Source organism: Thermostichus sp. OS-CIW-31, from assembly GCF_054060305.1.
In genome coordinates this window covers 120,768-146,273 of the sequence record NZ_JBSSDA010000005.1, presented here as the reverse complement: position 1 = coordinate 146,273, position 25,506 = coordinate 120,768, and the positions used below count along the sequence as shown (strand labels likewise).

The 25,506-nt window shown below is 56.8% G+C and carries 20 protein-coding genes and 1 pseudogene; 8 read left to right on the top strand and 13 right to left on the bottom strand.

Annotated features, from left to right (window positions below):
* The first annotated feature begins 242 nt into the window (after nucleotides 1–242).
* Nucleotides 243–941 carry a pirin family protein gene (locus ACVWY9_RS04960; RefSeq protein ID WP_457387668.1) on the top strand — a complete coding sequence of 233 codons (699 nt, stop codon included), beginning with the start codon at nucleotides 243–245 and terminating at the stop codon, nucleotides 939–941.
* A 200-nt stretch (nucleotides 942–1,141) separates the two neighbouring features.
* Here ACVWY9_RS04960 and tsaE read toward each other — a convergent pair whose 3' ends face one another.
* The gene (tsaE, locus tag ACVWY9_RS04955; RefSeq protein ID WP_457387667.1) at nucleotides 1,142–1,777 is read right to left on the bottom strand and encodes a tRNA (adenosine(37)-N6)-threonylcarbamoyltransferase complex ATPase subunit type 1 TsaE; all 636 of its coding nucleotides are present in this window, start codon (nucleotides 1,775–1,777) and stop codon (nucleotides 1,142–1,144) included.
* Nucleotides 1,778–1,780: 3 nt separating this feature from the next.
* Entirely contained in the window at nucleotides 1,781–2,605 is an 825-nt protein-coding gene (gene lgt / locus ACVWY9_RS04950) for a prolipoprotein diacylglyceryl transferase (RefSeq protein ID WP_011433548.1), read from the bottom strand.
* A gap of 235 nt (nucleotides 2,606–2,840) precedes the next feature.
* On the opposite strand from lgt, the gene recA reads away from it, so the two are divergent.
* Entirely contained in the window at nucleotides 2,841–3,965 is a 1,125-nt protein-coding gene (gene recA / locus ACVWY9_RS04945; protein WP_414331989.1) for a recombinase RecA, read from the top strand.
* A 16-nt stretch (nucleotides 3,966–3,981) separates the two neighbouring features.
* Here recA and ACVWY9_RS04940 read toward each other — a convergent pair whose 3' ends face one another.
* A complete protein-coding gene (locus ACVWY9_RS04940) occupies nucleotides 3,982–4,818 on the bottom strand; it encodes a TrmH family RNA methyltransferase (RefSeq protein ID WP_457387666.1) in 837 nt (278 codons plus the stop codon).
* A 105-nt stretch (nucleotides 4,819–4,923) separates the two neighbouring features.
* Nucleotides 4,924–6,294: a 16S rRNA (cytosine(967)-C(5))-methyltransferase gene (locus ACVWY9_RS04935; RefSeq protein ID WP_457387665.1), complete on the bottom strand. Its 1,371-nt coding sequence runs from the start codon at nucleotides 6,292–6,294 to the stop codon at nucleotides 4,924–4,926.
* A 70-nt stretch (nucleotides 6,295–6,364) separates the two neighbouring features.
* Here ACVWY9_RS04935 and hisA point away from each other — a divergent pair, with 70 nt between their 5' ends.
* Both hisA and ACVWY9_RS04925 read left to right on the top strand, forming a co-directional pair.
* Entirely contained in the window at nucleotides 6,365–7,150 is a 786-nt protein-coding gene (gene hisA / locus ACVWY9_RS04930) for a 1-(5-phosphoribosyl)-5-[(5-phosphoribosylamino)methylideneamino]imidazole-4-carboxamide isomerase (RefSeq protein WP_414424241.1), read from the top strand.
* Between the two features lie 137 nt (nucleotides 7,151–7,287).
* Complete coding sequence (locus ACVWY9_RS04925) at nucleotides 7,288–8,478, top strand: M20 metallopeptidase family protein (protein WP_457387664.1); 1,191 nt, start codon at nucleotides 7,288–7,290, stop codon at nucleotides 8,476–8,478.
* Nucleotides 8,479–8,771: 293 nt separating this feature from the next.
* On the opposite strand, the gene ACVWY9_RS04920 is transcribed toward ACVWY9_RS04925, so the two are convergent.
* From ACVWY9_RS04920 to ACVWY9_RS04890, 7 genes are all read right to left on the bottom strand, one after another.
* Nucleotides 8,772–9,323 (bottom strand): hypothetical protein, encoded by a 552-nt coding sequence (locus ACVWY9_RS04920; RefSeq protein ID WP_457387663.1) that lies wholly within the window; start codon nucleotides 9,321–9,323, stop codon nucleotides 8,772–8,774.
* 142 nt (nucleotides 9,324–9,465) lie between these two features.
* Entirely contained in the window at nucleotides 9,466–11,172 is a 1,707-nt protein-coding gene (locus tag ACVWY9_RS04915; RefSeq protein WP_457387662.1) for an ATP-binding protein, read from the bottom strand.
* Entirely contained in the window at nucleotides 11,172–11,765 is a 594-nt protein-coding gene (locus ACVWY9_RS04910) for a hypothetical protein (protein WP_011433556.1), read from the bottom strand. The genes ACVWY9_RS04915 and ACVWY9_RS04910 overlap by 1 nt, the downstream gene beginning before the upstream one ends.
* The gene (locus tag ACVWY9_RS04905; RefSeq protein WP_457387661.1) at nucleotides 11,762–12,955 is read right to left on the bottom strand and encodes a DNA double-strand break repair nuclease NurA; all 1,194 of its coding nucleotides are present in this window, start codon (nucleotides 12,953–12,955) and stop codon (nucleotides 11,762–11,764) included. The genes ACVWY9_RS04910 and ACVWY9_RS04905 overlap by 4 nt, the downstream gene beginning before the upstream one ends.
* Nucleotides 12,945–16,541, bottom strand: a complete 3,597-nt coding sequence (locus ACVWY9_RS04900; RefSeq protein WP_457387660.1) for an AAA family ATPase — start codon at nucleotides 16,539–16,541, stop codon at nucleotides 12,945–12,947. The genes ACVWY9_RS04905 and ACVWY9_RS04900 overlap by 11 nt, the downstream gene beginning before the upstream one ends.
* A gap of 2 nt (nucleotides 16,542–16,543) precedes the next feature.
* Nucleotides 16,544–17,812 (bottom strand): metallophosphoesterase family protein, encoded by a 1,269-nt coding sequence (locus tag ACVWY9_RS04895; RefSeq protein WP_414409442.1) that lies wholly within the window; start codon nucleotides 17,810–17,812, stop codon nucleotides 16,544–16,546.
* Nucleotides 17,813–17,988: 176 nt separating this feature from the next.
* Nucleotides 17,989–18,882 (bottom strand): bestrophin family protein, encoded by an 894-nt coding sequence (locus tag ACVWY9_RS04890; RefSeq protein ID WP_457387659.1) that lies wholly within the window; start codon nucleotides 18,880–18,882, stop codon nucleotides 17,989–17,991.
* A gap of 255 nt (nucleotides 18,883–19,137) precedes the next feature.
* Here ACVWY9_RS04890 and ACVWY9_RS04885 point away from each other — a divergent pair, with 255 nt between their 5' ends.
* Complete coding sequence (locus ACVWY9_RS04885; RefSeq protein WP_457387658.1) at nucleotides 19,138–19,629, top strand: helix-turn-helix domain-containing protein; 492 nt, start codon at nucleotides 19,138–19,140, stop codon at nucleotides 19,627–19,629.
* On the opposite strand, the gene ACVWY9_RS04880 is transcribed toward ACVWY9_RS04885, so the two are convergent.
* Nucleotides 19,630–20,466, bottom strand: a complete 837-nt coding sequence (locus ACVWY9_RS04880) for an anti-sigma factor domain-containing protein (protein WP_457387657.1) — start codon at nucleotides 20,464–20,466, stop codon at nucleotides 19,630–19,632.
* 204 nt (nucleotides 20,467–20,670) lie between these two features.
* On the opposite strand from ACVWY9_RS04880, the pseudogene ACVWY9_RS04875 reads away from it, so the two are divergent.
* Nucleotides 20,671–21,048 (top strand): annotated as a pseudogene (locus ACVWY9_RS04875) (IS200/IS605 family accessory protein TnpB-related protein); the annotation flags it as partial.
* Between the two features lie 3 nt (nucleotides 21,049–21,051).
* On the opposite strand, the gene tatA reads toward ACVWY9_RS04875, so the two are convergent.
* Nucleotides 21,052–21,297, bottom strand: coding sequence for a twin-arginine translocase TatA/TatE family subunit (tatA, locus tag ACVWY9_RS04870; protein ID WP_414330420.1), 246 nt, complete (start codon nucleotides 21,295–21,297; stop codon nucleotides 21,052–21,054).
* 239 nt (nucleotides 21,298–21,536) lie between these two features.
* Here tatA and ACVWY9_RS04865 point away from each other — a divergent pair, with 239 nt between their 5' ends.
* On the top strand, nucleotides 21,537–23,012 hold the full coding sequence (locus ACVWY9_RS04865) for a dihydrolipoyl dehydrogenase family protein (protein ID WP_457387656.1): 1,476 nt from the start codon (nucleotides 21,537–21,539) through the stop codon (nucleotides 23,010–23,012).
* A 59-nt stretch (nucleotides 23,013–23,071) separates the two neighbouring features.
* On the top strand, nucleotides 23,072–25,363 hold the full coding sequence (glgB, locus tag ACVWY9_RS04860) for a 1,4-alpha-glucan branching protein GlgB (protein ID WP_457387655.1): 2,292 nt from the start codon (nucleotides 23,072–23,074) through the stop codon (nucleotides 25,361–25,363).
* The last annotated feature ends 143 nt before the right edge of the window (nucleotides 25,364–25,506 follow it).

Here is a 25,506-nt window from a genome sequence, read left to right as displayed (position 1 = left end):
GGCGATGGTTGACTGAACAGCTTACTTGTCAAGGTTCTGGGGCGCCGGGGCTGGGTGGCCTTGTGGCGCTTTACTACCCTATCCCCACCACCACCACCCCGTCAAGATATCCAACCCAAAATTTTTGGCAAGTTTTTGGCGAGAATAGCAGGGAAAAGAAGAAATAAAACTGTTTGAATATTGACATTCTGACTGCAGAGTTAATAAGATGGTTGCGAGGGTCAGGTTTCGGAGAAACTGTGATGCTGACTTTGCGCAAGCGGGAAGAGAGGGGTCATGTCAAGCTCAGTTGGCTTGATACTTACCACTCATTTTCTTTTGGAGAGTACTACGACCCTCGCTACATGGGCTTCCGGGCTTTGCGGGTGATTAACGATGACCGAATCAGCCCGAGTGCTGGCTTTCCGACCCATGGGCACCGGGACATGGAGATCGTTACCTATGTTTTGGAAGGGATCCTTGAGCATAAAGACAGCTTGGGCACGGGATCTGTGATTCGTCCTGGTGAAATTCAACGGATGACGGCAGGCACAGGGATCTGGCACAGCGAGTACAACCACTCGGCAGATGAGGAGGTTCATCTGCTGCAAATTTGGATTTTGCCGGAGCAGGAAAACCTGGAGCCCAGCTATGAACAAAAAGCGACGGGTTTGACAGAGCATCCCAATGAGTTTTGTTTAGTTGCCTCTCGAGATGGGCGCCAGGGATCCGTGATTGTGCATCAGGATGTGAATCTCTACGCGGGGTTGATTGAGCCGGGACACACCATCTGCCAATATTTGGATGAGAAGCGCTACGGATGGCTGCAGGTGGCTCGCGGCAATGTGACCCTAAATGGCTTGTTTTTGCGAGAAGGAGATGGCGTGGCTATTGCTAGGGAAAGCGAGCTCAACCTTTTCAGTGAGAAAGGTGCTGAGGTGCTGCTGTTTGATTTGGCCTGAGGATGACTTTTGGCTAAGTTCTGGCCGTTTGCCTCAAGTTCATAGTCGTTTTAGGCTGGGGTGAAGCGACTGAACTGCTGAGAAGAGCCTTCTGGCTCCGTACATTCAACGTTTTAGGCGCGGGTGCAGTGTCCTAGTTGGAATCGAAATGACCATAAGTCTTTTGGGATCTCAACTTTTTCTTCTGCTTTCAAGTACTTTCAGGAGGAGAAGTGGATCCCTTCTTCGAGGTTTTGCTGAGTGAATTGAGAAAGAACTTGCTGCCAAAGGTGGCCAGTCTGGGATCCCTTTCCCTTGACGTGTAGAAGGCGGGCTCCTTCCTGTTGGGGATGTGGCTGTAGGCACAGCCAGAGGTAGGTCGCAGGCAGATGGCAGAGGTACTGGGGCCACTCAATGGCGGTGATCCCACCTTGGCTCCAAAGTTCTTCTAGCCCTAGGTCTTCCAGGAGTGTGGACTCTCTCCCACCGGCGCGAGCGGCAGAAGAGGGCTCCAGACGGTAGAGATCGCAATGGAAGAGAGGGATCCGCCCGGTGCGGTATTCCTGTACCAGCACGAAGGTGGGGCTGTCGATGGGTTCGGGGATCCCCAAGCCCTGCCCTAGTCCCTGCACAAAGGTGGTTTTGCCGCTGCCCAGATTACCTTCGAGAAGAATGACCAAGCCGGAAGTGGAGCCGAGGCTGCGGCTGGGAGGGGGAGATTTTTGTTGACCTGAAGGGGCGAGGAAGCCAAGGGCGGCTTGAGCTACGAGGGCCCCTAGTGATTGGGTAGCAGCGGCGGATGGCAGCAGCAGAGGGGAGGCTTGCTGCCAGAGCTCTTCATTCTGTTCGCTGGCCATGGCTTACAACTCCTTTGGGGCGGGGATCCCAGGCGAGGAAGTTGCCTCGTTTGGGTGAACAGAAACGCGTTTGGGAGCTGTCAAGATTGCGGCCAGGCCTGCTCCAATGAGCAACAGGCTCACCCCCTGCGCCACCCGCAGGGATCCCAGCATGAGGCTATCGGTGCGCAGGCCTTCGATCCAGAAGCGCCCCAGGCTGTACCCCACCAAGTAGAGGCCCAAGAGGGTGCCGGGGGGAAGCTGGCGCCGGTAGCTTAAAAAGAGCAGGAGCCCGAAGAGACCAAAGTTCCAGAGGGATTCGTACAAAAAAGTGGGATGGACGCGCGATCCATCAGGCAGCTGCAGTTGTACCCACAGAGGGCTATCCGGAGGCAACACCTTTCCGTAGGCTTCGTTGTTGAAGAAGTTGCCCCAACGTCCGATCCCCTGACCAAGGCTGAGGGAGGGAACAAGGCAATCGGCTAGCAACCAAAAACTCAGCCGGTGCCGCCGGGCGAACAGGTAAAGCGCCGCACTGCCGCCGATCAAGGCACCGTGAATGGCAATGCCCCCCTGCCAGAGGGCCAAGACCTGCCACCAAGGGCCATCTCGATAGCGTTCCCACTCAAAGGCCACATAGTACAGGCGAGCAAGGGGCAGGGATCCAACCACCAACCACACCAGCAGATCAGGCATGGAACTGGGGGGAAGGCCACGCCGAGCTGCCAGATGGCGAGCCAGGAGCAAGCCCAACACCATTGCCAGGCCGATCAATAAGCCATACCAGCGCAGGCTGAGCGGCCCCCAACTAAACACAACCGGGCCGGGGGATTGTAAGACCAAAGTCATGACCGTGGGGACATTCCTGAGCAGATCCCTTTAGCCCACTCTACCCGCTCTGCAAGGCTATGCAGAAGACCTGCCCTCACCCCCATCCCCTCTCCCAGAGGGAGAGGGGAGTTAGGAACCGAGGCAAGGTACGAGCTGACTGCAGTTGGAGGGAGAGGGATCCGCTCAGAGCAAGGCGACAATGTTAGAATGCAGGCTCGATTTTCCACCACGACTCCTGGGGGGGATGCGGGTTATGGCCCGGAAAGCCGCTGCTGTGAACACTGCTGATGACTCGGACAAATTGAAGTCAGAAAAACGCAAAGCCCTGGAGCAGGTGTTAAGCCAGATCGAGCGGAATTTCGGCAAAGGGGCAATCATGCGCCTGGGAGATGCCACCCAGATGCGGGTGGAGACCATACCCAGTGGGGCCATCACCCTCGACTTGGCCTTGGGCGGAGGTTACCCAAAAGGGCGGATTATCGAAGTCTTTGGGCCGGAATCTTCTGGGAAAACTTCAATTGCCCTACATGCCATCGCCGAAGTGCAAAAACAAGGGGGAACGGCAGCTTTTGTGGATGCGGAACATGCGCTGGATCCCACTTACGCAGCAGCTTTGGGGGTTGATATTCAAAACCTGTTGATCTCCCAGCCGGACACGGGGGAGGCCGCCCTGGAGATTGTCGATCAGTTGGTGCGCTCGGCAGCTGTGGATATCGTGGTGGTGGACTCGGTAGCAGCGTTGGTGCCTCGGGCTGAGATCGAAGGGGATATGGGAGATGCCCATGTGGGATTGCAGGCGCGCCTGATGAGCCAAGCGCTGCGCAAGATTGCCGGAAATGTCAGCAAAACCGGATCCATCGTTCTTTTCTTAAACCAATTGCGCTCCAAAATTGGCGGCATAGGCTATGGCCCCCAGGAGACCACCACCGGCGGCAATGCCCTTAAGTTTTATGCGTCGGTGCGGCTAGATATTCGCCGCGTTCAAACCCTGAAAAAAGGTGCGGAAGAATACGGGATCCGAGCGCGGGTCAAGGTGGTGAAAAACAAAGTTGCCCCCCCTTTCCGGCGGGCAGAATTTGACATCATTTTCGGCCAAGGGATCTCCAACATCGGCTGCATTATCGATCTGGCCGAGGAGATGGGCATTCTCAAGCGCCGCGGCTCTTGGTACAGCTACAAGGAGGAAAATGTTGCCCAAGGAAGGGACAATCTGGTTGTCTACTTGAAGGAAAACCCAGAGCTCCTAGCGGAGGTGGAAGCGGCTGTGCGGGAGAAACTTTCTGCGGGGGTGACGGTTTCCGCCAGCCGGCCGGCAGCGATGGAGGAGGGAGAGCAGGAAGAGAATGAGGATGCGGTCTTTGTAGAGGAAGAGTTCTGAGGGAGCAGCTAGCTGTTCAGGGAGCGCTTCCTGAGCGAGATCGCCGCTGGCGCAGGGCCTCGTAGAGCAACAACCCCCCCGTCATAGCGACGTTCAGAGATTCGACACCCTCGGCCATAGGGATCCGCACCTGGGCATCGGCCTGTTGGATAGTCGCTTCCCTCAGGCCAGCCCCTTCGTTGCCCAGGAGAAAAAGGGTAGGGCGGGTGAGATCTTGATCCCAGTAGCAGTTTGCTGTGGGGGAGAGGGTAGCAGCCAAGACTTGGATCCCGTGGCAACGGCAGCTCTGGATCCAGGCGGCTAGGTCGGGCACGACTTGGGGCGGACGGCGAAACCACTGGCCGGCAGAGGCCCGCAAGACTTTGGGGTTTTCGGGATCGACGCTGTCTGCGCTTAGCCAAAGGCCGTCGGCTCCTGCGGCGGCCACGACTCGGATTAGGGATCCCAAATTGCCTGGATCTTGCAGCGTTTCCACCACAAGGCCCAAACGTACCCCGGACAAGGGGGGAGAGGGAATCTGCCGACTGACGGCCACGGCCACGGCTCCTTCGGGAGACTCGGTGGTACAGAGCGCTGCCATGACTTCTGAGCTGACGGCCTGCCGCCGTAGACTCTTGGGCAGATTGGCCAGCAATTGTGGGTAACGCTCAGCCCACTCAAGCGTGTAGCAGAGAGCCTGCAGGGGCCAGCCAACTCGCAGGGCTTCTTCGATGAGGTGGGATCCCTCCACCAAAAAGGCGCCCTGTTCCCGCCGGCCTTTGCTGCGGTGCAACTGCCGCAACTTGCGGATCCAGGGGTTTTTCGGACTGGTCAGCAGTAAGGACTCCGTCCCGCTAACGCGATCAGAAACCATGGGGCAACAGTCAGTCTCTTGCTTGGAGATAATCCTTTTCTCCCTCAGGAAAGCTGAGGGTTGATGGCTCGGAGCACCTGGGAAGCACCACGATGGAAGGTTTATTTAACCGTATCGACGCAGCCGTTGGATAAAAAATCCATCCCGATCCTGCCGGTGGGGCCAGATGAGCAGGGGATCCCCTTCAGCAGCCCAATTGGGGTGGCTGTCGAGAAAGGCTTGAATGATCTCCTCGTTTTCGGCAGGGTGCAGCGTGCAGGTAGCGTACACCAACACCCCGCCCGGCTTAAGCCAACGGGCTGCCACCTGCAGAAGCTGAGCTTGCAGGTGGGCCAATTCAGGGATCCGCTCTGGAGTCTGCCGCCAGCGAGCGTCAGCATGGCGGTGCAGGGTTCCCAAGCCGGAGCATGGGGCATCCAGCAAAACCCGGTCGGCGCTGTGCCAGGGGGGCAAGGGGGCAGGGGGTAAGGACTCCGTCCCGCTGACGCGATCGGCAGCAGCGCTCAGGGATAACAGGTCGATGGCCAGGGGACGGATTGAGCTCAAGCCCAGGCGCTGCCTATTTTCCTCCAGGCGCCGCAGACGGTGGGGGTGACGATCCAAAGCCCAGATTTCCCCCCGATCCTGCATGTGTTGGGCTATTTGGGTGGTCTTGCCGCCCGGAGCAGCGCAGCAGTCGATCACCCGCTCCCCTGGCTGGGGATCCAGCCAATGCACCACCTGCTGGGCACTGGCATCCTGAACGCTCCACCAACCCTGGGCAAAGCCGGGCAGGGCCGTGATGTCGCCAGCATGATCCTGAAGTCGCAAGGCACCCGGCACCTCGGAGATGGGGAGGGCAGGGATCCCGGCTGCTGCCAAGGCTTGAATGACTTTATTCACATCTGCCCGCAGTGGGTTGACCCGCAAATCCAGGTGGGGTGGCTGATTAAACCAAGCACACAACTGCTCCGTTTCCACCGGCCCCAGGCGCTCCCACCATAGGCTCACCAACCAGTCGGGAAAGCTGTGCCGGATCCCCAAAGCCTGAATTGGGTCGGCTGGCAGAGTGTCCTCGAGGGGCTTGAGGGGATCCTTCTCTGGCTGATCCAACACTTGCCGCTGGTAGGCGCGCAAGATGCCGTTCACCACCCCTGTCAGGGATCCCAGCCCCATCTGGCGGGCCAATTCCACGCTGGTGTGGATGGCAGCGCTGGGGGGGATGTGATCCAAAAAAGCCAGCTGGTAGAGGCCAAGGTGCAGAATGAGCCGCAAATCGGGCGGTTGCTTGTGGGCAGGACGTTGGGCAAAGCAGTCGATTAGGGCGTCGAGGGTGCGACGACGGCGGGTAACGCCGTACACCAGCTCGCTGACCAGGCGGCAGTCGGCAGGGATCAGGTGGCTGTGGGCCAACAGGTGCTCTAGCACCACGTCAGCATAGGCGTTTTGCCGCTCGATCTTCTGCAAGGCCAAGAGGGCCAGTTGACGTGCGTTCATGGTCGCCCCAAAAGGTTTTCCCATTCTCCCCCCTGGGCGATACTGGAGAAGCCCCTAAGGGATCCCAATCATGCCTTACACCAGCGCCTTCTTAGAGGTGATCCCCGCCATCGACCTTCTCCAGGGCCACGCCGTGCGCCTCTACCAGGGGGATTATGCTCAGGCGGAACAGGTGGCCGATGACCCCATCCAGCAGGCCGAAGCTTGGGCGGCACAGGGTGCCCCTCGCCTGCATGTGGTCGATCTGGACGGAGCCAAAAGCGGGGATCCAGTCAACCTGCCCATCATTGAGCGCATTGTCCGCAGCCTGGCCATCCCGGTGCAGGTGGGGGGTGGGATCCGATCCCTGGAACGGGCGCGGCAGTTGCTGGAGCTGGGGGTGGATCGGGTGATCGTTGGCACCCTAGCCGTAGAGGATCCCGACACCCTGGAGGCTATGACCCAAGCCTTCCCCGGTCGGGTTTGGGTGGGGATCGACGCTCGGCAAGGGCAGGTGGCCACCCGCGGCTGGCTGAGCACCACTCCCCTGCGGGCTCCTGAGCTAGTGCAACGGGTGCAAGCCCAAGGAGCTGCCGGGATCATCTATACCGACATTAGCCGGGATGGCACCCTGGCCGGGCCCAATTTAGAACAGCTGCGCCAGATCCTAGCCGTCTCTCAAGTGCCTGTAATTGCTTCGGGAGGGATCGGCTCGCTGACCGATTTGCTGGCTTTGTTGAGCTTGCCCCGTTTGACAGGGGCCATTTTGGGCAAGGCCCTCTACTCAGGGGCGATCTCCTTGCAGGAAGCTTTGCGAGCAGTGGGGCCGGGCCGTTGGCAGGATCTGCCGCCGGAAACCGGATCCCAGTGGGCCTAGATGTCCACCTCGACGCCGAGCGGAAAGCAGCCTCAGCAATGCCATACTGGGCAAAATCGACAGGCAACTGCATGCAACCAACACTGGCCATCGGTGAAGGTTTTCCAAGACATTTTTGTTTTTTTGTTTTTCAGGTCATGTCCTTTCCCGCACTTCGCCCTGCTGTTCGAGCTTTACAACCCGAGTTGGTGACCTGGCGCCGCCACATCCACAAGTATCCTGAGCTGGGCTTCCAGGAGAAGCAAACCGCCGCCTACATCAGCCAGCGCCTGAAAAGCTGGGGGATCCCGCACCAGACTGGCATTGCCCACACTGGCATTGTAGCCACCATTACAGGAGAAGAGCCGGGGCCAGTCTTGGCGCTGCGGGCCGACATGGATGCCCTGCCCATTCACGAGGCTAACGAAGTTGATTACTGCTCCGCTGTCCCTAACGTCATGCACGCCTGCGGCCACGACGGCCACACCGCCATTGCTCTAGGCACCGCCAAGCTGCTGCAACAGCACCGCCACCACCTCAGGGGTACCGTCAAGGTCATTTTTCAGCCTGCCGAAGAAGGCCCCGGCGGGGCTAAGCCAATGGTGGAAGCGGGGGTTCTGAAAAACCCGGATGTGGAAGCCATCCTCGGCCTACACCTGTGGAATAATCGCCCTCTGGGCACTATTGGCGTGAAAAGTGGCCCCTCGATGGCCTTTGCCGACCGCTTTCAGATTCAGGTGATCGGGCGAGGCGGACATGCTGCCCTTCCCCAACAAACAGTGGATGCCATTGTGGTGGGATCCCACATTGTCAATGCTTTGCAGACCATCGTCTCCCGCAGTGTGGATCCGCTGCAGCCGGCGGTGGTGACGGTGGGCCGCTTCCGGGCTGGCGATACCTTTAACGTCATTGCCCCTAGAGCTGAGATTTGGGGCACCGTGCGCAGCTTTCAGCCGGAAGTGCGGGATTTGATCTCAAAACGTATGGAAGAAATCGTTGCCGGCATTTGCCAAGCCTACGGGGCCACCTACGAGTTTCGATTCGAGCGGGGCTATCCGGCGGTTCAAAACGATCCTGCTATGGCAGCTCTGGTGGAACAAGCTGCCCGCCAGGTGTTTGGCCCAGAGGCGAGGATCATCCCAGAAATGACCATGGGCGGCGAGGACGTCTCCTTTTTTCTCAACGAGGTGCCCGGCTGCTACTTTTTTTTGGGATCCGCCAACCCCGCCAAGGGACTGGACTATCCCCATCACCATCCCCGCTTTGATTTTGATGAAGCTGCCCTTGGCCTTGGCGTGGAGCTCTTCCTGCGCTGCATTGAGAACTATACTGGCCAAGCCCTGAGTTAGCTTCAACGGTGGGAAGCCCCGCACTGTATTTGCGAATTGTGTTTACCCAAGAGCAAAAGAGACGCTAGGCGAACAGTGTTGGGATGAAAGCCGTCCAAGATATACCTCTCTGGAGAGTTTCCCCGGTCTGTCCCTGCCGTGGGATGCACGGTGGCAGCACGCGGAGACCTCTGCATAGACAAGTCTGTGAAGCGTGAAGCCCGCCCTAGGGGCGTCTACCCCGGGAGTCGTTCACCAGGCATTTTGGGTTGCGCTGGAACGGCGATCCCCAGCTTGACAGGAGGCTGGAATGGCTAGGGCCTGAGCAGGTCAGCCCCTCCGCTACCAGGGAGCAGCAAAGGTTGCATGGGTTCTGGGGTGGGTAGGGCGGGGACAGGATTCAAGTCGGCGGGAATGTAGAGGGGTTTGGGGTCGGGATCCCCACCGAAGGCCAGCACAAGGGCTTCCAGCAGGGCCTGTCGCTGTTGCCGGTTCAGGGATTGTACAACGGCTTTGTCTTGGGCGTAGGGGTTGACCGTGAGGCGGTCGGCACCGGGATACCGTTGGGCGATGATTGGCTCGTTGGCATCGAAATAGTCTGCCAGCGTCAGTTGCCAGTCAAAGCGGTCGGTGGGGGAGCGACCAGCCACCTGCAGGTGATAGATCATCATTCGCCGCACCAAAGTATCCTCTTCGGGTGCGGGGCCGCCATCGTTGGGGTTAATAGGGGTGTAGGTGTTTTCCAGGGGCAGATCCGGCAGAGCTTCGTATACCCGCCGCGCCGCTTCGGGGATCAGCCGCAACTGAGCATAGGCAGGCCCGGATCCCAGTAGAACTGCAACGGCAATGCCCAGGAAGCTTGGCAAAAGGGCTTGTTTCCTCATCCTGCTCGCCCCAAAACTTGTTTCTGTGAAATGAATTGTATTGCAATCAAGCAGTGGTTTCGGATTGTAGATTTGGCAGATTCAGCGATTGAGATCAGGCCACAGTTGGAGTTTTGGGCCATTGCTAATCAATGCTGAGTCCATCCACCACCTGAGGTTGAGGACGCGGTTTGAGAGGGGCCGACTGGGCCAAGCGATCCCGTTGGTGGTGCTCTTGGGAATGCCTTTGCCAGAGGCCGAGAATATCCAACGTTTCGCCGCCATGCTGCGTATAACGCTTCCGCACTTTACATAACACGGGGGTATTGACGCACACACCGGAGACGATCACCTGACCTTTGCTCAAGGCGGGCAATTCCTGTAACAGATCCCGCCCGGCAGCCTCGACACTGTGGCGCAAATTTTCCTGATCGGCAGGGTTGACAATTCGCATCAAAAATTGGCTCATGCATTGAGACAGAATATCCGAGTCTAACTTGCCAGGGCGTTGCGTGATGAGACCTACCCCCAGTCCAAACTTGCGTCCTTCGCTGAGGATGGTGCGCAGCACCTGTTTGCAACGGGAAGGCTCGTGGGCAGGGGCAAACCGATGGGCCTCTTCCAGCAGAATAAAGACGGGATAGGGCAAGTAATTTTCGTCCCCTGCCTGGATCTTGCCTTTGTGGGTATTGATGCGAGCATAGTTGGCCTGGCGCAAGATGGCAGCGGCGATCACCTGCTGTTCTTCCTGGCTGATCTCGTGCATTTGTAGAATGGTCACCTGCCCCGGCTCAAACAAGTCTTTGGGGGCCAGATGTTCTACATTGCTGAAATAAGGAGAGCGGTCGATCTGTTCTAATTTCCACTCCAAGGCGGCGGCTGAGGATCCCTGGGATCCATCTTCTGCAGAATCAGCTTCATTTACGGCATCGATTAAATCCTGAATCGTCCAGCGGATCGGGTTAAATTGAGTTGTTTTGCGAAAGGCTTTCTCCAGAAAAGATTTCTGTCGGTCAGTGGTCTCTGGCAGCAGGGTCAGAATATCAAAGAAGTTAAGAGAAGATACACGAATCTTAATTTCCTGCGGTGAAAGAACCTTGACTTTAGGACGGTAGCCGTCTTCCCCAAAAAACTTGGGGTGGGACTGCATTTCTGCCAGCGTGTGGTATTCCCCGTGGGGATCGAAAATGAGAACGGCAGCTCGGTTTTTGGGCAAAAGCAGCTCTTCGATCAAAACCCCTGCTGTATAAGATTTACCGGATCCCGTCCCCGCCAAAATGGCCAGATGGGTGCTGACCATTTCCTTGACGTCCAGTACTACGGGCACCGCCCCCTCATCGCGCAACAACAGGCTGCCCAAGTGAGCACCCCCAATGGCTGTTTCATCTCGTTTGTTCAAAATCGATTTCAGCAGACGATTGGAGGCCAGAAAAACCTTGGCACCGGGATCCGGAGCGCGGCGGGGGTTAATAAAGCCCATCTTCTGATTGAAATAGCCGATGACCTCGACGGTAACCGCATAGATTTCCGGATTGGGATGGGTGAAGCCCACCAGAGCCACAATGGTGCTGGGATCGATTTCGGTATCGGCAAAGATGCGATCGGGGATGTGATCCAGGAGCTGAACTTGGCTAATTTTACCCAAGATTTGCAGCGTTTGCGATTGGGGATCCTGGACTTCGTAATAGACGAAATCGCCCACCTTTACCGCTTGGGTATTGGAAGTGATGAAAACATATTGGTTAGAGGTTTCTCCAGGCCCTTTGACGGTGCCAATTACCTCTGGAGAGTCCTCAGTTGGAGAGAGGGTGGCTTCTGGATGGTGGCCATTGACGGTGATTTTTTGGGGCATCAGCGCATCGCTCCTACAGTCATTTTCCAGGCCAATTCTTTGCTTAAGATTTGCAGGGCTCGCCGTTGAGCTGGATCGGCAAACATCGGCGTAATGTCGTTCAAGACTTGGTAGATCAAATGATTGGCAAAGTTGCCGCCGCTACTCAGCAGCAAACCATAGTAGGAAAATTGGGTTTGACCTTGGGGATCCTGGTGAAAGCGCAGGATCTCTTCCCGGCTCATGCGAAAAACCGGCGTGTTTACAGGCACCACCACGCGTGGGATCCCTTGCCGGCCACAGCGGCGCTCTTCATCCAGAGCCCCGATTAAAACCACCGAGAGCAATGTGCGCACCTCATTCTGCAAATCGGGGGAAAAATAGGGATCCGGCTGGCTGGAAAGGCGCGGCCCAGAATTGAGGAACATCGGATTCAGGAGTTGGGTATTGTAAACCAGACCTACAGCCCAGTGTCGCCGGTCGCTTTCTAGCTTGACAAAGCTGCCGAAGCCATAGTCATCAGGAGCCGGCGGATTTTTGACTTCTAAAGCATCGTCCACCTGCACCACATAATCACAGTGATTGTTGGAGCGAACTACCTTTCCCAATCTCATCGAACTCGTCTCCGCTGTAATTTACTTACTGTTTTCCGGGATAGCCTTAGGTTCAGCTTTTCGCGAGCGGCCCAATCTTGCATGAGACGCAAGAAAAGGTTGCGATCCTCATTGCGGATAACGGCTATTTGATCGGCTGTCTCCAGCACATAAGGATAACCTCGCCCAATCACCACCTCACAGCGAACCAGATCCACCAACCAGTCCAACAGTCCTGCCTCATAAACCCAAACGGGTATTTCCAAGCGGGCCGGAAAGTTGTCATTGGTGCGCAGGTAAACAAACCCCACTCGCTCCCGCATTTCTTGGTAGGAGTTGAGGATCCCATCTTGGGGGTTGAGGCTGCCGCCGCGGGCACAGATGAAAAAAGGTGTGCGATCCCCCCAATCCAACCAGGGGCTGAGCAGTTGCGCATCGTGAAGCTGTGGAGCTTCGGGTAGGTCAAAACAATGCTTGAGCAACGTCACCAGATCGGAAGTGTAGGTGGTGTCTATGTAAGCCACGATAGGGATCCGGCTTTGCTCGCTGGCCCGCAAAAGCTGGAGCAAACACTGCACATAGAAATCTTGGCTTTCTGGCTCAAAGACTTCGGCAAAAGTAGCCACCAGCGCCCCGTCCAAAAAGGCCAATTTTCGGGATCCCGGTTGAGATTTTTGAATGTATTCTACAAGTCTCTCGATTTCCATTTGAAAGCGGCGCATGTTAACCATTCGCTCTTTCGGTTCGCCGCTGCTGTCGGATCCCAGGTCCCTTGGAGTCAATACATCCACTTGAATGTCTTTTTCGTACAAGCCTGTTGCACAATGATGGTTTTCATACCAGCCAATTTGCACCAGCGCCACCGGTATTGACAGATCTTTGCTGGGATAAATCTGGGATCCATCTACGGCAAAGGTAGGAATATTTTCAATGACCGACTTCGCCCAATCGCGGCTTTCTTCGTAATTGGCCCATTCCTGCTCAAAAGGGATCTTCCAATTGGAGTAGCGATCCCACTCCGCAGTAGGTAAAGCGCCTGGGAAAGGGAATGGAGCTATTTTTTCGGCAATCTCTAAGCTCGACCACTGGCGCAAGCTTTCCATAGCCTGCTTATAATATTCTCTGCGCTCCGACAGCCTTTGATCAAAAGTGGCAAAGGCTTCCCGCTTTTGCTGCAAGACCGCCAGGATCCGGTCGGCTCTAAACACCATGGGCGGGATCCCTCCCTACCGACTTGGATCCGGAGTGCCTTTCCACCCGAATAACATTTTCTGTCATTTGCTCAAAGGTATCGTCGTGGCTGATGACAAACAGCTGCTCAAAAGATCGCAGGTTGGTAATAGCCTCTGCCAGCCGCTGTCGCCGTTGGGTATCCATATTGGTGGTGGGCTCATCGAAAAAGGCAATATTTAGTTGTCCCAACACCTTGAGTAAAGCCAAGCGCACTGCCAAGGCCGCCGACATTTGCTCTCCCCCGGAAAGGCTGGCAAACCGTCGTTTGGGGCTGCCGGCTTCTTGAACGCGGATCTCATAATCGGCTTCCCAGGTCAGGGTGACGTTGGGACGGTTGAGAATTTCTCGGAAGAGGTGATCGGCGGTATGGTTAATCTGCTGCAGGTAGTATTGGGTAACTTGGGGGCCGGCTTTTCTGTAGGTCTCTCGGCTGAATTTGATAAAGCGGTGCAGGCGTTCTCTCTCAGTTTTTTCGGCCTCGACTTGCTTTAAGCTGGCCTTGGCCTGTTCCAATTGCCGCAACTTTTCCTCAATTTTGCTCAGTTGAGGAGCTAAGCTCTCCAGGCGGGCTTGGGCTTCGGCTTTTTGAATTTCAGTGGCCTGCAAAAGGGATCGAAGGCGCTCATGCTCCTGCGGTTGATACAGAGCAGCCAAGGGATCCCGTGCTGCGCGAAGTTGGGAGAGTTGAGCTTGCAGTTGCTGCCGTTGAGCGTTCAGCTCGGCCAGCTCTTGTTCCCGTTGGGGAAGCAATTTGGCGATGGGTTCTGCCTGCAGATAGCGCTCGTGATCTAAACGGTATCGTTCGCGTTCTTCCTGCAGGGATCCCAGCTCTCGATCCAGATGCTCCGTTTGGCATAGGGCCTCCTCGATAGGGTTGAGTGCGGCCTGTAAATCCTGAAGCTGCTGCAGGCAGTCGGCCTGCATTTGTAAATACTGCTTTTCCTGTTTTAGCTCTGCTTTGAGCCGTTCGGCTTGACTTCTGGGATCCCCCAGAGCCTTCAACGTTTCGGCGGCTTTTTCAATTTGGGCCTGCAGATGATCCCTTGAGCCTTGAGCCTTTTCCCATTCGCCAATTTGGGCCTGTTTCTCTTGCCCAGCTTTTTGGAGTTGCTCCAGCGTCGATTGGGCAGTTTTGAGTTCATCTTTTCGTTGTGGCAAGCTTTGGGCAAGAGCCTGCAGGCGGATAACCGTTTCATAGCTGCTGCGATGGCTTCTTTGCTCTTCCCGCAAATTGGCAATTCTGTCCTCCAGATCCCGCAAGGGCTCAAGCTGTCGTTCTAGATTTTGGATCTGGTGTTGGAGTTGGCGAATCTGTTCTGTGAGCTGTTGATATTCTTGCTCCACTCTGGGCTTGCCATTCAGCTCTTTTTGCAGGCGTTGGATCTGTCCCCTGGGATCCCCTAGAGCTTGTAGCGCCTGCTCAATTTCCTGTTGTTGCCGAAGGAAGGTGGGCTCAGCCTCAAGATCCCAGTGAAGATCATCAATTCTGCTTTGTCGTTCGGCTTGCAACTGCAGCAGTTGCTGAATTTGGGCTTGTAAATCGGGTATTTGTGCGGTTAGGCCGAGCAAGGGTTGCAAAGTCCTGAGTTGTTTTTGGATGTTGGACAACTGCTGACGAAGTTGGGGCTCGGAAGTTTGGGGAGCCAGATCCTGCAAAATCTGATGGATGGACTGGAGCAACTGTTGGCTGAGTGCTGAAGATCGAGTGAGTACCTCTGGGATCCGCTGCCACAGAGATTGAAGTTGGGGATAGTTGTGTCGCTGCGCTTCCAATTCGTCCAGAAGTTGCCGGATGCTGTGATGGTGTTGAGCCAATTGATCCGAGCCCTGCTCAAAAAGGGCTTGTAGCTCCTGTTGAAATTGACGAGCTGCGGCAATGCGGCTGAGCTGAGTTTGCAATCGCTCCTGTTGAGTTTCGAGCGCAGGAATGGCGGCTACCCGCTCCAAATCCGCCTGCCGTTGTCTCAGTTGGAGCTGCAGTTGTTGCAATTGGACTTGGCCTTGTTCCTGCTCCGTTTCCCGTTGTTTGAGTTCAAGGCGCAGAGCCTGAAAGGAAGCCAACTTCTCGCCAAGTTGGGAGTGGCGCTGCTCCAGGGAGGCCTGCCGTTCACACAGGGGTTGCAGCTCAAGTTTTTCCGCCTCCATTTTTTGGAAGATCTGGAGCTGTTGCTGATATTCGGATCCCTGCAGCTCCAATCGATGCAGTTGATGTTGCAAAGTTTCCCGTTGAGCCAGTAAAGTTTGTCGGGTTCGCCGCAGCGCTTCCTGCTCTGCAATGAGGGTTTCCAACTGCAAATAACGGTTGTAGGTCAATTGATGCTGCCGACATATGGCCTGGGCCTGTTCAGCTTCTTGCACTCGGCTTTGTAGCAGTTGACAGCGCTCGGCGTGGGCTGTCCATTCTGCCTGGATCTGTTCCCATTCGCGGTGCAGGTGTAGCAACGTGTTGAGCTGTTGAGTCCAATAGGTCTGCTGACGCTCTAGCTCCTCTTGGACCTGAATTTGCGGGGTTAGCTCCTCTAGCTCCTGCTTCCAGCGCTGCTGTTGGCTTAACTTTTCTTGAAGTCTTGCCAATTGGTTTTCGATATGCTGCTTTTGCGAGAGCAAAGCATCCCGCTGTTTCAGCCACTCCAAGCGTTGCTGTTGCTGTTTTTCCAGCTCCCGCAAGCGAGCTTCTGTGGCCAAAAAATGCTGAGATCCCTCCCAGTATTGCTGTTGCTGCGCTTGAGCTTGCCTGGCCTCTGCCCATAACTTTTCTGCCTGCTCAAGAGATACCTGAAGCAGGGATCCCTTTTGCTCCAGTTGGGCAATCTGGTGATCTAAAGTTTGGATTTGCTCAAGCCATTTCTCCAGTCGCTCGATCTCAAGCTTAACCTGATCCAGAGTGTGGATCGACTGACTCAAGCGCTCTTGCCAATAACTCAGTTCTTGTTGGATTTTCTGCCGCTCCGCTTGCAGCGGATCCCATTCCTGTAGCTGTTGATGGAGCAATTCAATTTGATGATGAATGGCCTGAATCTGCGCCTCGCTGTATTTTTCGACCGCCAACAGGTCTTTGGCCACCTGCTGGTACTCTTCCACCTTTAAGATGCGATCGAAAACTTCTTTGCGATCTCGACCGGTTTTGAGAAAGTCTGCCGTGAAAGTCCCTTGGGGCACCCCAATCGTTGTGGCAAAGAGCCGCGCCAGGTCGGTACCGGCAGGTACGCCCAAATGTTGCCTCAGCCACGGCAGCACATCGGACTTGCGCTCATACTCTAGGCGCTGCTTCAGCTGGGGATCAAAGAGACGATATCCCTGCATTACGCTGCGGCGGACATCGTAGGTGCGCTGATCCCATTGGGAGATAAATTGCACAGTCACCACTGCGTCGTTGGCCCCGGAGCGAATGATTTCTTCTTGGCTGTAGGGGCAGTAGTCGAACAAAACCCAGGCAATGGCTTCCAAAATGCTGGTCTTGCCCGCTCCGTTTTCTCCGCAAATGGCGTTAATACCTGGCTCAAACGTGAAGACGGCATCCTCATGAGATTTGAAGTTTTGTAAAGCGAGAGAGAGGATCCGCATAATCAGTCTTCTGCTCCCCAAAAAGCTCCCCTTAGGTGAGCATACACTTCCGATTCTCCTTGCCCATCCAAAACCTTTTCTTTAAGATCCAGAAGCAGCCGCGCTAGCTCTTCACTGCGTTTGCGGTAGTGGGCATGGCTGCTCAGCAGATCCCTGTAGATTTTCTCTTCGATTTGTAGCCTCTGCCCCTCTTCTTCCAAGGAAAGGGCAGCCGACCCGAGCTCTAAAGTATTGGCCTCAAAACGAAACAGAACCAGCAAGGCGCCGGTAAGCTGCTGAATTTGACACTGTAGGGCGCGGCTATCCAGCTCATGCTTGGCGAACCCCACCTGTCCCACCAGCCGCAACTCCACCATCGGCTCCATCTCACTTTCCTGAAAACGGGATCCCTTAGCCAAGGCAATGGCTGCTGCGGCAATCTGTTCGGGGGTTTCTCTGCCCTTGGCCTCCAGATAGAGCCGGCGGCGGGGCCGCTGATGGTAATCCTGCACCAACTCCGCTTGGGGTGGGCCATCTCCCCAGCGGACGCGATAGGCCCCCCGTTGGAAGTCCCATTCGGCAGTGCTGTTGGCCTCCAGGGATCCCGGATTGAAGATCCACCCGCCCTCGGAATAGCTTTTGTGAATGTGTCCCAAGGCCAGGTAGCCCACCCCCGCCTCCCGCAGGGGCAGCAGATCTTTGTAGCGCAGAGCGCCTTGGTAACGGGCAATTTGGCCCTCTAGACCGTGGTGGAACATCAACACCACCCGTTCTGGGCCGGGGGGCAACCGTCGAATGGCCGCCGCCAACTGCTCAATCGACCGAGGGGCTGCCGATCCGTACCACTGGGATCCGATCACCCGCACCCCACAGGGCAAATCCAGATACCCTCCCCGCCGGCCCGACCAGGGACGCAGCTCCAGTCCTTCTTCCCCTTCCTCAGGCTCCAGCAATATCAACTCCCCGTGATCGGCCAAGTACCTCAGCCAACTGGTTTTCACGCCATAGGGGCGATTGTCGTGGTTGCCCTCAATGGCCAACACCGGGATCCCGGCCTGTTGCAGCTCCCGCAAGACGATCTGGGCTTGGTTGAGAACGCCGGGCTGAATCTGCCGATGCTCGAACAGATCTCCGGCGATGAGCACAAAGTCCACCGGATCCTGAATGGCATAGCGCCGGACAACATCCCGAAAAGCCAAAAAGAAGTCCTTGCTCCGCTCCGGGCTGTCGTAGCGGTCATAGCCCAGATGCACATCGGCCAGGTGTAAAAATGTGCAGGTTGAGCAGGCCATCCCCAGAGCACCTCGGCAAATTGTCCACAGTTTAGCAAACCCATCTTGTTCCCTACCCAAGATATAGGGATCCCTTCCTCTCGATTATCGGGTTCGTCCCGGCTATCTCCACTAGGGGTAGGTGCCGACTGAGGATCTGAGGAAACCCTGGAATGGACGGCTGCCCAAGAGTTCTCTCAGGTGGAATCGATTAAATCCAGGATATTGTGCTTCATCTTGTTGCAAATGTTATCGAGAGGCAGATCATTGGGATCCCGGCCGAAGGGGTTTTCAATTTCGATGCCGATCTCTTCAACGCCAAACAACATAAAGCTCAGCCATCCCACAATGGGGCCGGTCATCCAACCCAAGCCCTCCACCATTTGAAACGGTAAAGACAAACAGTAAAGCAACAGCAACTGCTTCAAGTGCAGGGCATAAGCCATCGGCATTGGGGTCATGAGAATGCGCTCACAGGCCCCCAGCGCATCCACCATGCTGTTGAGCCGCTCCACCATGATCGTGAGCTGGTAGACCTCAACGCGGCCCTTTTGGTATTGGCGCTGCAGATAATCTCCAATCCAAAAGGCAATCTGCAAAGGGGGATGGTTGAGGCTTTGGAGACGTTGCAACTGCTCCGGGCTGAGCAGGGGCTGAATCTCATCCAGCAGAGGTTCCTGGCGCAAGTGCTGTTTCATGGCCATGGCAAAGGCGGGCAACAGATATGGAGTTTGGATCTTCTCTTCCCGGTCGCCGGGTTGCTTTTCTTCAATGGCTACCCAAATCAGGCGGGCCAAATTGCGCACGTCATTCACCACGGATCCCCAGGCTTTCCGCCCCTCCCAGAACCGTTCGTAGGCGGTGTTTGTCCGAAACACCAGCATCAAACCCAAAACGATGTTGGGCACAAACGCCACCAACGACGACAGCGCCAGGGGCAGCCCCAACTTATACAGAACCGAAACCAGCACCCCGGCCAAGCCGCAGATAAAGGCGCGGGGCAGCACTGCCGGTACAACCGACCCTTGCAACTGCAGGGCCAGTCGAAACCAACGCAGCCCCTCTCCTGCAAGATACTTGCGAAGAACCATAGTGCAGCGTCGGCAAGCTTGCCCTCTGATCCTACAGCCACTCCTACAGCCACGGCCTGCCGCCCTAGAGGGGATCCCTTGCCCGACCATCCTGAAAAGCGACGAGGGTAGCCTGTTAGAGATTTTTCAGTTCGAGATTCTGTAAACGTCAAGAGATGCCCAGGCAAACTTCACGAACAACTTCCAAAACCCCAAGTTACTGTGGTAGACTCTCCGCCAGGCAACGAATTCAACGCTGTTCTGCGACGCCCCAACATGGCTGGAGTCCTCAAGCTCGACATTCAGGAATCGGCTGAAGAGCTCAAATCTCTACTTGGCAAGCAGTCCACACCGACCGGCAAGGAGCGGGTTCAAGCTCTTTACCTGCTCAAGATTGGGAAAGTCAAGACGATGACAGGCTTGGCTGAAATTCTGGGGCGAGACATCTCAACGATTTTTCGATGGTTTCAACGCTACAAGGCCAGGGGGCTAGAGGGCATGTTGACGGTGCCCCGCAACCAAGGGCGCAAACCCCTCATCCCCAAGCCGGTTTTGGAAATCCTCAAACAGGAGCTGCATCAGCCTGGCCGATTCCGTACCTACAGCGACATTCGCGAATGGCTGCGGGAAACCCACGGTGTGGATGCTTCCTACAAAGTTGTGCATGAAACTGTTCGCTACCGTCTCAAGGTGCGCTTGCGGGGATCCCGGAGTAAGCGGCGCAAGAGCGGGAGACAAGCCCCCCAGTTATCCCCCAATCTCTCCTGATCATGGCTGGGCGGCAGGGATCCAAAAACTGCTCTGCAGCAGAGGCGGGCCTGTGGGGGATTCGCTTCCTCCTGCCGGTTCAAGGGTGACGAGAAGGCGGGTCGGCTGCTCAGAATGGAGGGGTTGACTGAGCCACTGCAGGGATCCTTCCCCGTTGACGGCAAAGGTGCCGGCGTTTTCCAGCAGTCGTCCCCCTCCCTGGATCTCCGACTCCAGCCACAGTTGATAGGTGCTCCCTGGGGGGGCAGGGGCCATCTCCGAGGCCAAGAGCAGCACCTGCTTGGCATGGGGCGACCAGAGGGCTTGCACCAACAGGGGAGTGCTGAAGCTGGGATCCCGCAGCAGGGTTCGCTGCACTTGCGGCTGTCGTTGCCACTCTTGATAGAGCTGTTGAAGCGCCGCTGACTCTCCCTCGATGGGGGATCCCCACTGCCAGCGCAGCCGCCAGTAGGCCGCTGTTATGGCCAGCGCGTAGATCCCCAATACCGCCAGGCTGCCCCAGAGAAGACGTTGCGGCCACAGGGGAGCCGAAGTTTGAATGGAGAGGGGGGCAGGTAGCCAAGCCCAACGCCGCAGCCGTTCCCTAGCCTGAAAGGCTGTCAACTCGTAGAGCCACAGAGCCACCGAGCGATCCCGCTGCAGGTCAAAGGCATCGGCGTGTTTCCAGCAGAACTCGAACACCTGCCGCACCACCTCTTCCGCCTGGTGAGGTTGCTTGAGAATGGCCAAGGCAATATCCAGCAGGCGCTTCCGATAGCGATCCTTGAGCAAGAAGTGGCTGCGGCGATCCCGCAGTTGGATCTGGCGCATCAACTCGAAATCGGTCAGCTCAGCCATACCACCTCTGGGGCATCCGATGGGCCCATCCAGGCTGATCCTGGCTCAGCCGGTAGCGCCGGGCCGGGAAACTTTCCAGAACTATACACTAGCCCTGGATCTGGCTCCCTTGCGAGCTGACTTTACTTCTGATCGAAGCCGGCTTGGATCCCCCCTCTCGACAAGATCCCCAGTTGCGGCAGCACGTCCCTGGCAGAAGTTGGGATCCCACCGACTTCCGAAGGAGACAACTGGAATGGACAGCAGCTAACTAAGGTAAAAGACCGCTTTTCCAGATTGAGAGCAGCCCTCCAGCGTCAGGCCAGTAAGAGCACCCGCAGTTGCAGGCGGCGATGCCGTCAACTGCTGCAACGGCTGTCTGGCAGGGAGAGAGGCTTTCAAGCTTGGGTTAACCACAACATCTCTAAGAGCATCGTTAAAACAGCTCAATCTCTTTCTGACCGCATTGCGATTGAAGACTTAAGCGGCATTCGAGAAGGCACCAACCAGCACCCCCGCAGTCGTGAGGAGCGGCGTAGGTGGAATAGTTGGGGGTTCTACCAACTGCGGCGGTTTATCGAATACAAGGCTGTGGGGGCGGGTAGTTTACGCGGCATCTTTCTCAACCACCTTCTCCGCCTTTTCTGCGCCGGCAGGCTCGTCATCGCTGCCGGGGTTGTTCATCTCTTGTTTGAAACTCCGCAACGCTTTGCCAAAGGCACTGCCCAACTCGGGTAGCTTCTTGGGGCCAAACACGACCACCGCGATCACCCCAATCACGGCCAGCTCTGGCAGGCCCATGCCGAAGATGCTCACGGCCAAGATAGGTTCGCTCGGCAGCAGGATAGTCATAAGTCCCCAAACCCTGAAAGGTAGAACAGACGGATCAACCCAGATTCTAAGGGATCCATCCGTCCCACTCTAACAAGTTCTTCTCCCATGCAGAAAGGGTGTGGAAAGGGATCCCCTTCTCCCATCCTGCCCCCGGCCCACTCAAGACATAGGATGGTGCTATCTTTTGCCGATTCCTGGGATCCCTTGCCCGATTCTCCTCTTGCCCGATTCTCCTGTTTAAAAGTTTAAAAAAAGCCATGCCTGTCCCCTACGATATTGTGGTCATCGGCGCCGGTGCAGCGGGTTTGGTGGTGGCCAGCGCTGCTGCCCAACTGAAGGCCAAGGTGCTGCTGGTGGAAGGCAGCGACCGCTTGGGCGGCGATTGCCTCTGGTATGGCTGTGTGCCCAGCAAAGCCCTTCTTCACGTGGCCCATACCGTCCATCGGATGCGCCAGGCCATGGCTGCCGGTTGGGTGACTCTCCCCGGCCCAGCAGGGATCTCGGTGGATTACCTCAAGGTGTACGAACACATTCGCTCTGCCCAGAGCTACATCGCCAACCACGCCGATTCGCCAGATCGCTTCCGCCAACTGGGGGTGGAACTGGTGTTTGCCAAGGGCCACTTTGTGGATGGGCGCACCTTTGAGGTGGCAGGAAGGCAGGTACAGGCGCGGGCTTTTGTCATCGCCACCGGATCCCGTCCTTGGGTTCCCCCCTTGCCAGGCTTGGCCGAGGCGGGCTATCTGACCAACGAATCGATCTTTGACTTGACCCGCTTGCCCAAATCGGTGGCGGTGATAGGGGCGGGGCCGGTAGGCTGCGAGTTGAGCCAAGCTCTGGCCCGTCTGGGATCCGAGGTGACCCTCATTGCCAGCCGCGAGCGCATCTTGCCCAAGGAGGATCCCGAAGCCGCCCAGGTGGTGCAGCAACAGTTGACCCAAGATGGGATCCGCATCCTCACCCGGGTACGCGCCACAGCAGTTGGCCAAGAGCAAGGGGCAAAGCTGCTTTCCCTAAAGGCCAATTCCGGGGCAGGCACCGCCGCTGCAGGTGATCAAGTGATCCGTGCAGAAGCGATTTTGGTGGCCGCCGGTCGGATCCCGAACGTGGAAGGGCTGGGTCTAGAAGCCGCTGGCGTGCAGTACACCCCCCAAGGGATCCAGGTGAATGCCAAGCTGCAAACCCGCAATCCCCGCATCTACGCCTGTGGGGATGTCATCGGCGGGCCGCAATTTACCCATGTGGCGGCCTACGAAGGGGCAGTGGCCCTGGTCAATGCCCTGTTTTTCCCCCTCAGCCAAGCGCGTTATCGTGTCATTCCTTGGGCCATCTTCACCGAGCCGGAGCTGGCCCGTGTGGGCCTCACCGAAAGCGAAGCCCGGCAGCAATATGGCAAGGATGTGGTGGTGCTCAAACAGGAGTTTGCCGATGTGGATCGGGCCCAGGCAGAAGCCGCCCCCCTGGGCTTTGCCAAATTGATCTGTCGACGCAACGGCCAGATTTTGGGGGCGCACCTGGTGGGATCCCAGGCGGGAGAGCTGATTCATGAAGTGGTTTTGGCCATGAGCCGGCGGCTGCCCGTCTCTGCCCTGACCGGGATCCACATCTACCCCACCCGCTCGGAGGTGAATGCCAAGGCGGCCCTGCAGCACCGCAGGCAACAATTGGCCGCCAACCCCCGCCTGCAGAACTTCTTGCAGGGATTCTTTGCCTGGAGGCGGGCCTGGAGCTAAAGCGCAAACCGGAGGTCGGCCACCGCTAGACTAGAATGGTCATTTACTGAGGGTTCCCGATGGGCTTTCTCCTGTCTGCCGAACAAGTGGGTCAGTTTGTTTCCAACCAATGGCAGGATCCCTATGCCGTTTTGGGCCCCCAGCAGATAGAAGAGGCCGGGAAATCCTTTGGGTTGGTGCGCGCCCTTGTGCCCAATGCTCGGCAGGTTTGGCTGGTGGAACGCGCCACTGGACAGGCTTACCCGATGCAGCCGCTGCACCCGGAAACGCTATTCGAGCTGCGCTTTGAGCCGGGAACCCCTCTGCCGGACTATTTTTTGCGGGCCCAACGGGTCTGGGATCCCCAAGGGGAACACTTGGAAGAATGGGAGGATCCCTACCGCTTTCCCTTGGAGAAGGTCAACCACATTGGCGAGCTGGATCGCTACTTGTTCAACGAGGGGAATCACCACCGCATTTACGACAAGCTGGGCGCTCATCCCATCACGGTGGATGGGGTGAAGGGGGTGCATTTCGCCGTCTGGGCTCCCAACGCCCGCAACGTCAGCGTTATCGGCGATTTTAACCACTGGGACGGGCGTCAACACCAGATGAAGCGGCTGGGCGAAAGCGGCATCTGGGCGGTGTTCATCCCCGGCATAGGGCCAGGCGCCATCTACAAGTACGAGGTGAAAACTTCCTGGGGGGATATCTACGAAAAATCGGATCCCTATGGCTTTCAACAGGAGGTGCGCCCCAAAACCGGCTCCATCGTAGCCGACCTCAACACCTACACCTGGCACGACCAAGCCTGGCTGGAAAAACGCGCCGCCACCGATCCCCTGCGCTCGCCGATTTCGGTTTACGAGGTGCATTTGGGATCCTGGATGCACGCCTCGGCTGAAGATCCACCTGCCGAAGGGCAAAGTGTGCTGGTGGATCAAAAGCCCAACACTCGCTTCCTCACCTACCGCGAGCTGGCGGACAAATTGATCCCCTATGTGAAGGAGCTGGGCTTTACCCACATCGAGCTGTTGCCGGTGGCAGAACACCCCTTTGATGGCTCTTGGGGCTATCAAGTGATTGGCTACTATGCCGTAACATCCCGCTATGGATCCCCGCAAGACTTTATGTATTTTGTCGATCGGGCTCACCAAGCCGGGATCGGCGTGATTGTCGATTGGGTGCCCGGACATTTCCCCAAAGATGGGCATGGGCTGGCTTTTTTCGACGGTACTCACCTGTACGAATACGCCGACCCTCGCAAAGGTGAGCACAAAGGCTGGGGCACTTTGGTTTTTAATTATGGCCGCAACGAGGTGCGCAATTATCTGGTGGCCAATGCCCTTTTTTGGTTCGAGAAATACCACATCGATGGGATCCGGGTGGACGCGGTGGCCTCGATGCTTTATCTGGATTATGACCGCAAAGAGTGGATCCCCAATCCCTACGGCGGGCGGGAACACCTCGAAGCCATCGACTTTTTCCGGCAGCTCAATACCCTCATTTTCAAATACAACCCCGGTGCGCTTTCCATTGCCGAAGAATCTACTGCTTGGCCGATGGTAACTTGGCCAACCCATGTGGGTGGGCTGGGCTTCAACTTGAAGTGGAACATGGGTTGGATGCACGACATGTTGGATTATTTCCACATGGATCCCTGGTTCCGCCAGTTCCATCCCCATTTGGTCACCTTCAGCCTCATGTATGCCTTCAGCGAAAATTACATGCTGGCCTTTTCTCATGATGAGGTGGTGCATGGCAAGAGCCACATGTTGGGCAAAATGCCGGGGGATCATTGGCATAAGTTCGCCAGTCTGCGGGCTTTGTATGGCTACATGTTCACCCACCCTGGCAAGAAAACCTTGTTCATGAGCATGGAGTTTGGCCAGTGGAATGAGTGGAACGTTTGGGCAGATCTGGACTGGGGGCTGCTGCAGTATGAACCCCACGCCAAGTTGCGCCACTACGTGGCCAGCCTGAATCACCTGTTGCGCTCTGAGCCTGCCCTGTACACCCAAGACACCAAGCCAGAAGGGTTCCGCTGGATTGACTGCAGCGACCATCGCGGCATTGTTTCCTTCATCCGCTATGGGGAGGATCCCAGTGAGTGGGTGGTGGTGGTTTGTAACTTCACGCCGGTGGTCTGGCCCCATTACCGCATCGGAGTGCCGGAGCGAGGCTTTTATCGAGAGCTGCTCAACAGCGATGCTGTGGAGTTTTGGGGCAGCGGGGTAGGCAATTTGGGGGGCAAGTGGACAGACGACTGGGCCTACCACAACTTGCCCTACTCCCTCGAGCTCTGCCTGCCGCAACTTTCTACCTTGGTGCTGAAATGGCAGCCGCCGCAGCCGGTCGAGTCCCAGAATTGACACCCTGCTGGCTTCCTTCCGCCGCACTGGGAGGACGGGTCTGGAGACTTCGTTTTTTGGCCATTTGTAGTCCTTTCAAGCTGGATTGAGACAATCCCCAAGCGCTCCATACCGCTTCCGAGATCACCCCCAGTCCTCTTCCC

What these genes read in the sequence shown, in the direction of transcription:
- glgB (WP_457387655.1), top strand. Translation starts at nt 23,072, where the DNA reads ATGGGCTTTCTCCTGTCTGCCGAACAAGTGGGTCAGTTTGTTTCCAAC.
- ACVWY9_RS04900 (WP_457387660.1), bottom strand. Translation starts at nt 16,541, where the DNA reads ATGCGGATCCTCTCTCTCGCTTTACAAAACTTCAAATCTCATGAGGAT.
- lgt (WP_011433548.1), bottom strand. Translation starts at nt 2,605, where the DNA reads ATGACTTTGGTCTTACAATCCCCCGGCCCGGTTGTGTTTAGTTGGGGG.
- ACVWY9_RS04895 (WP_414409442.1), bottom strand. Translation starts at nt 17,812, where the DNA reads ATGGCCTGCTCAACCTGCACATTTTTACACCTGGCCGATGTGCATCTG.
- ACVWY9_RS04915 (WP_457387662.1), bottom strand. Translation starts at nt 11,172, where the DNA reads ATGCCCCAAAAAATCACCGTCAATGGCCACCATCCAGAAGCCACCCTC.
- ACVWY9_RS04940 (WP_457387666.1), bottom strand. Translation starts at nt 4,818, where the DNA reads ATGGTTTCTGATCGCGTTAGCGGGACGGAGTCCTTACTGCTGACCAGT.
- tsaE (WP_457387667.1), bottom strand. Translation starts at nt 1,777, where the DNA reads ATGGCCAGCGAACAGAATGAAGAGCTCTGGCAGCAAGCCTCCCCTCTG.
- tatA (WP_414330420.1), bottom strand. Translation starts at nt 21,297, where the DNA reads ATGACTATCCTGCTGCCGAGCGAACCTATCTTGGCCGTGAGCATCTTC.
- ACVWY9_RS04910 (WP_011433556.1), bottom strand. Translation starts at nt 11,765, where the DNA reads ATGAGATTGGGAAAGGTAGTTCGCTCCAACAATCACTGTGATTATGTG.
- ACVWY9_RS04880 (WP_457387657.1), bottom strand. Translation starts at nt 20,466, where the DNA reads ATGGCTGAGCTGACCGATTTCGAGTTGATGCGCCAGATCCAACTGCGG.
- ACVWY9_RS04925 (WP_457387664.1), top strand. Translation starts at nt 7,288, where the DNA reads ATGTCCTTTCCCGCACTTCGCCCTGCTGTTCGAGCTTTACAACCCGAG.
- ACVWY9_RS04905 (WP_457387661.1), bottom strand. Translation starts at nt 12,955, where the DNA reads ATGGTGTTTAGAGCCGACCGGATCCTGGCGGTCTTGCAGCAAAAGCGG.
- ACVWY9_RS04885 (WP_457387658.1), top strand. Translation starts at nt 19,138, where the DNA reads ATGGCTGGAGTCCTCAAGCTCGACATTCAGGAATCGGCTGAAGAGCTC.
- ACVWY9_RS04865 (WP_457387656.1), top strand. Translation starts at nt 21,537, where the DNA reads ATGCCTGTCCCCTACGATATTGTGGTCATCGGCGCCGGTGCAGCGGGT.
- ACVWY9_RS04960 (WP_457387668.1), top strand. Translation starts at nt 243, where the DNA reads ATGCTGACTTTGCGCAAGCGGGAAGAGAGGGGTCATGTCAAGCTCAGT.
- ACVWY9_RS04935 (WP_457387665.1), bottom strand. Translation starts at nt 6,294, where the DNA reads ATGAACGCACGTCAACTGGCCCTCTTGGCCTTGCAGAAGATCGAGCGG.
- hisA (WP_414424241.1), top strand. Translation starts at nt 6,365, where the DNA reads ATGCCTTACACCAGCGCCTTCTTAGAGGTGATCCCCGCCATCGACCTT.
- recA (WP_414331989.1), top strand. Translation starts at nt 2,841, where the DNA reads ATGGCCCGGAAAGCCGCTGCTGTGAACACTGCTGATGACTCGGACAAA.
- ACVWY9_RS04890 (WP_457387659.1), bottom strand. Translation starts at nt 18,882, where the DNA reads ATGGTTCTTCGCAAGTATCTTGCAGGAGAGGGGCTGCGTTGGTTTCGA.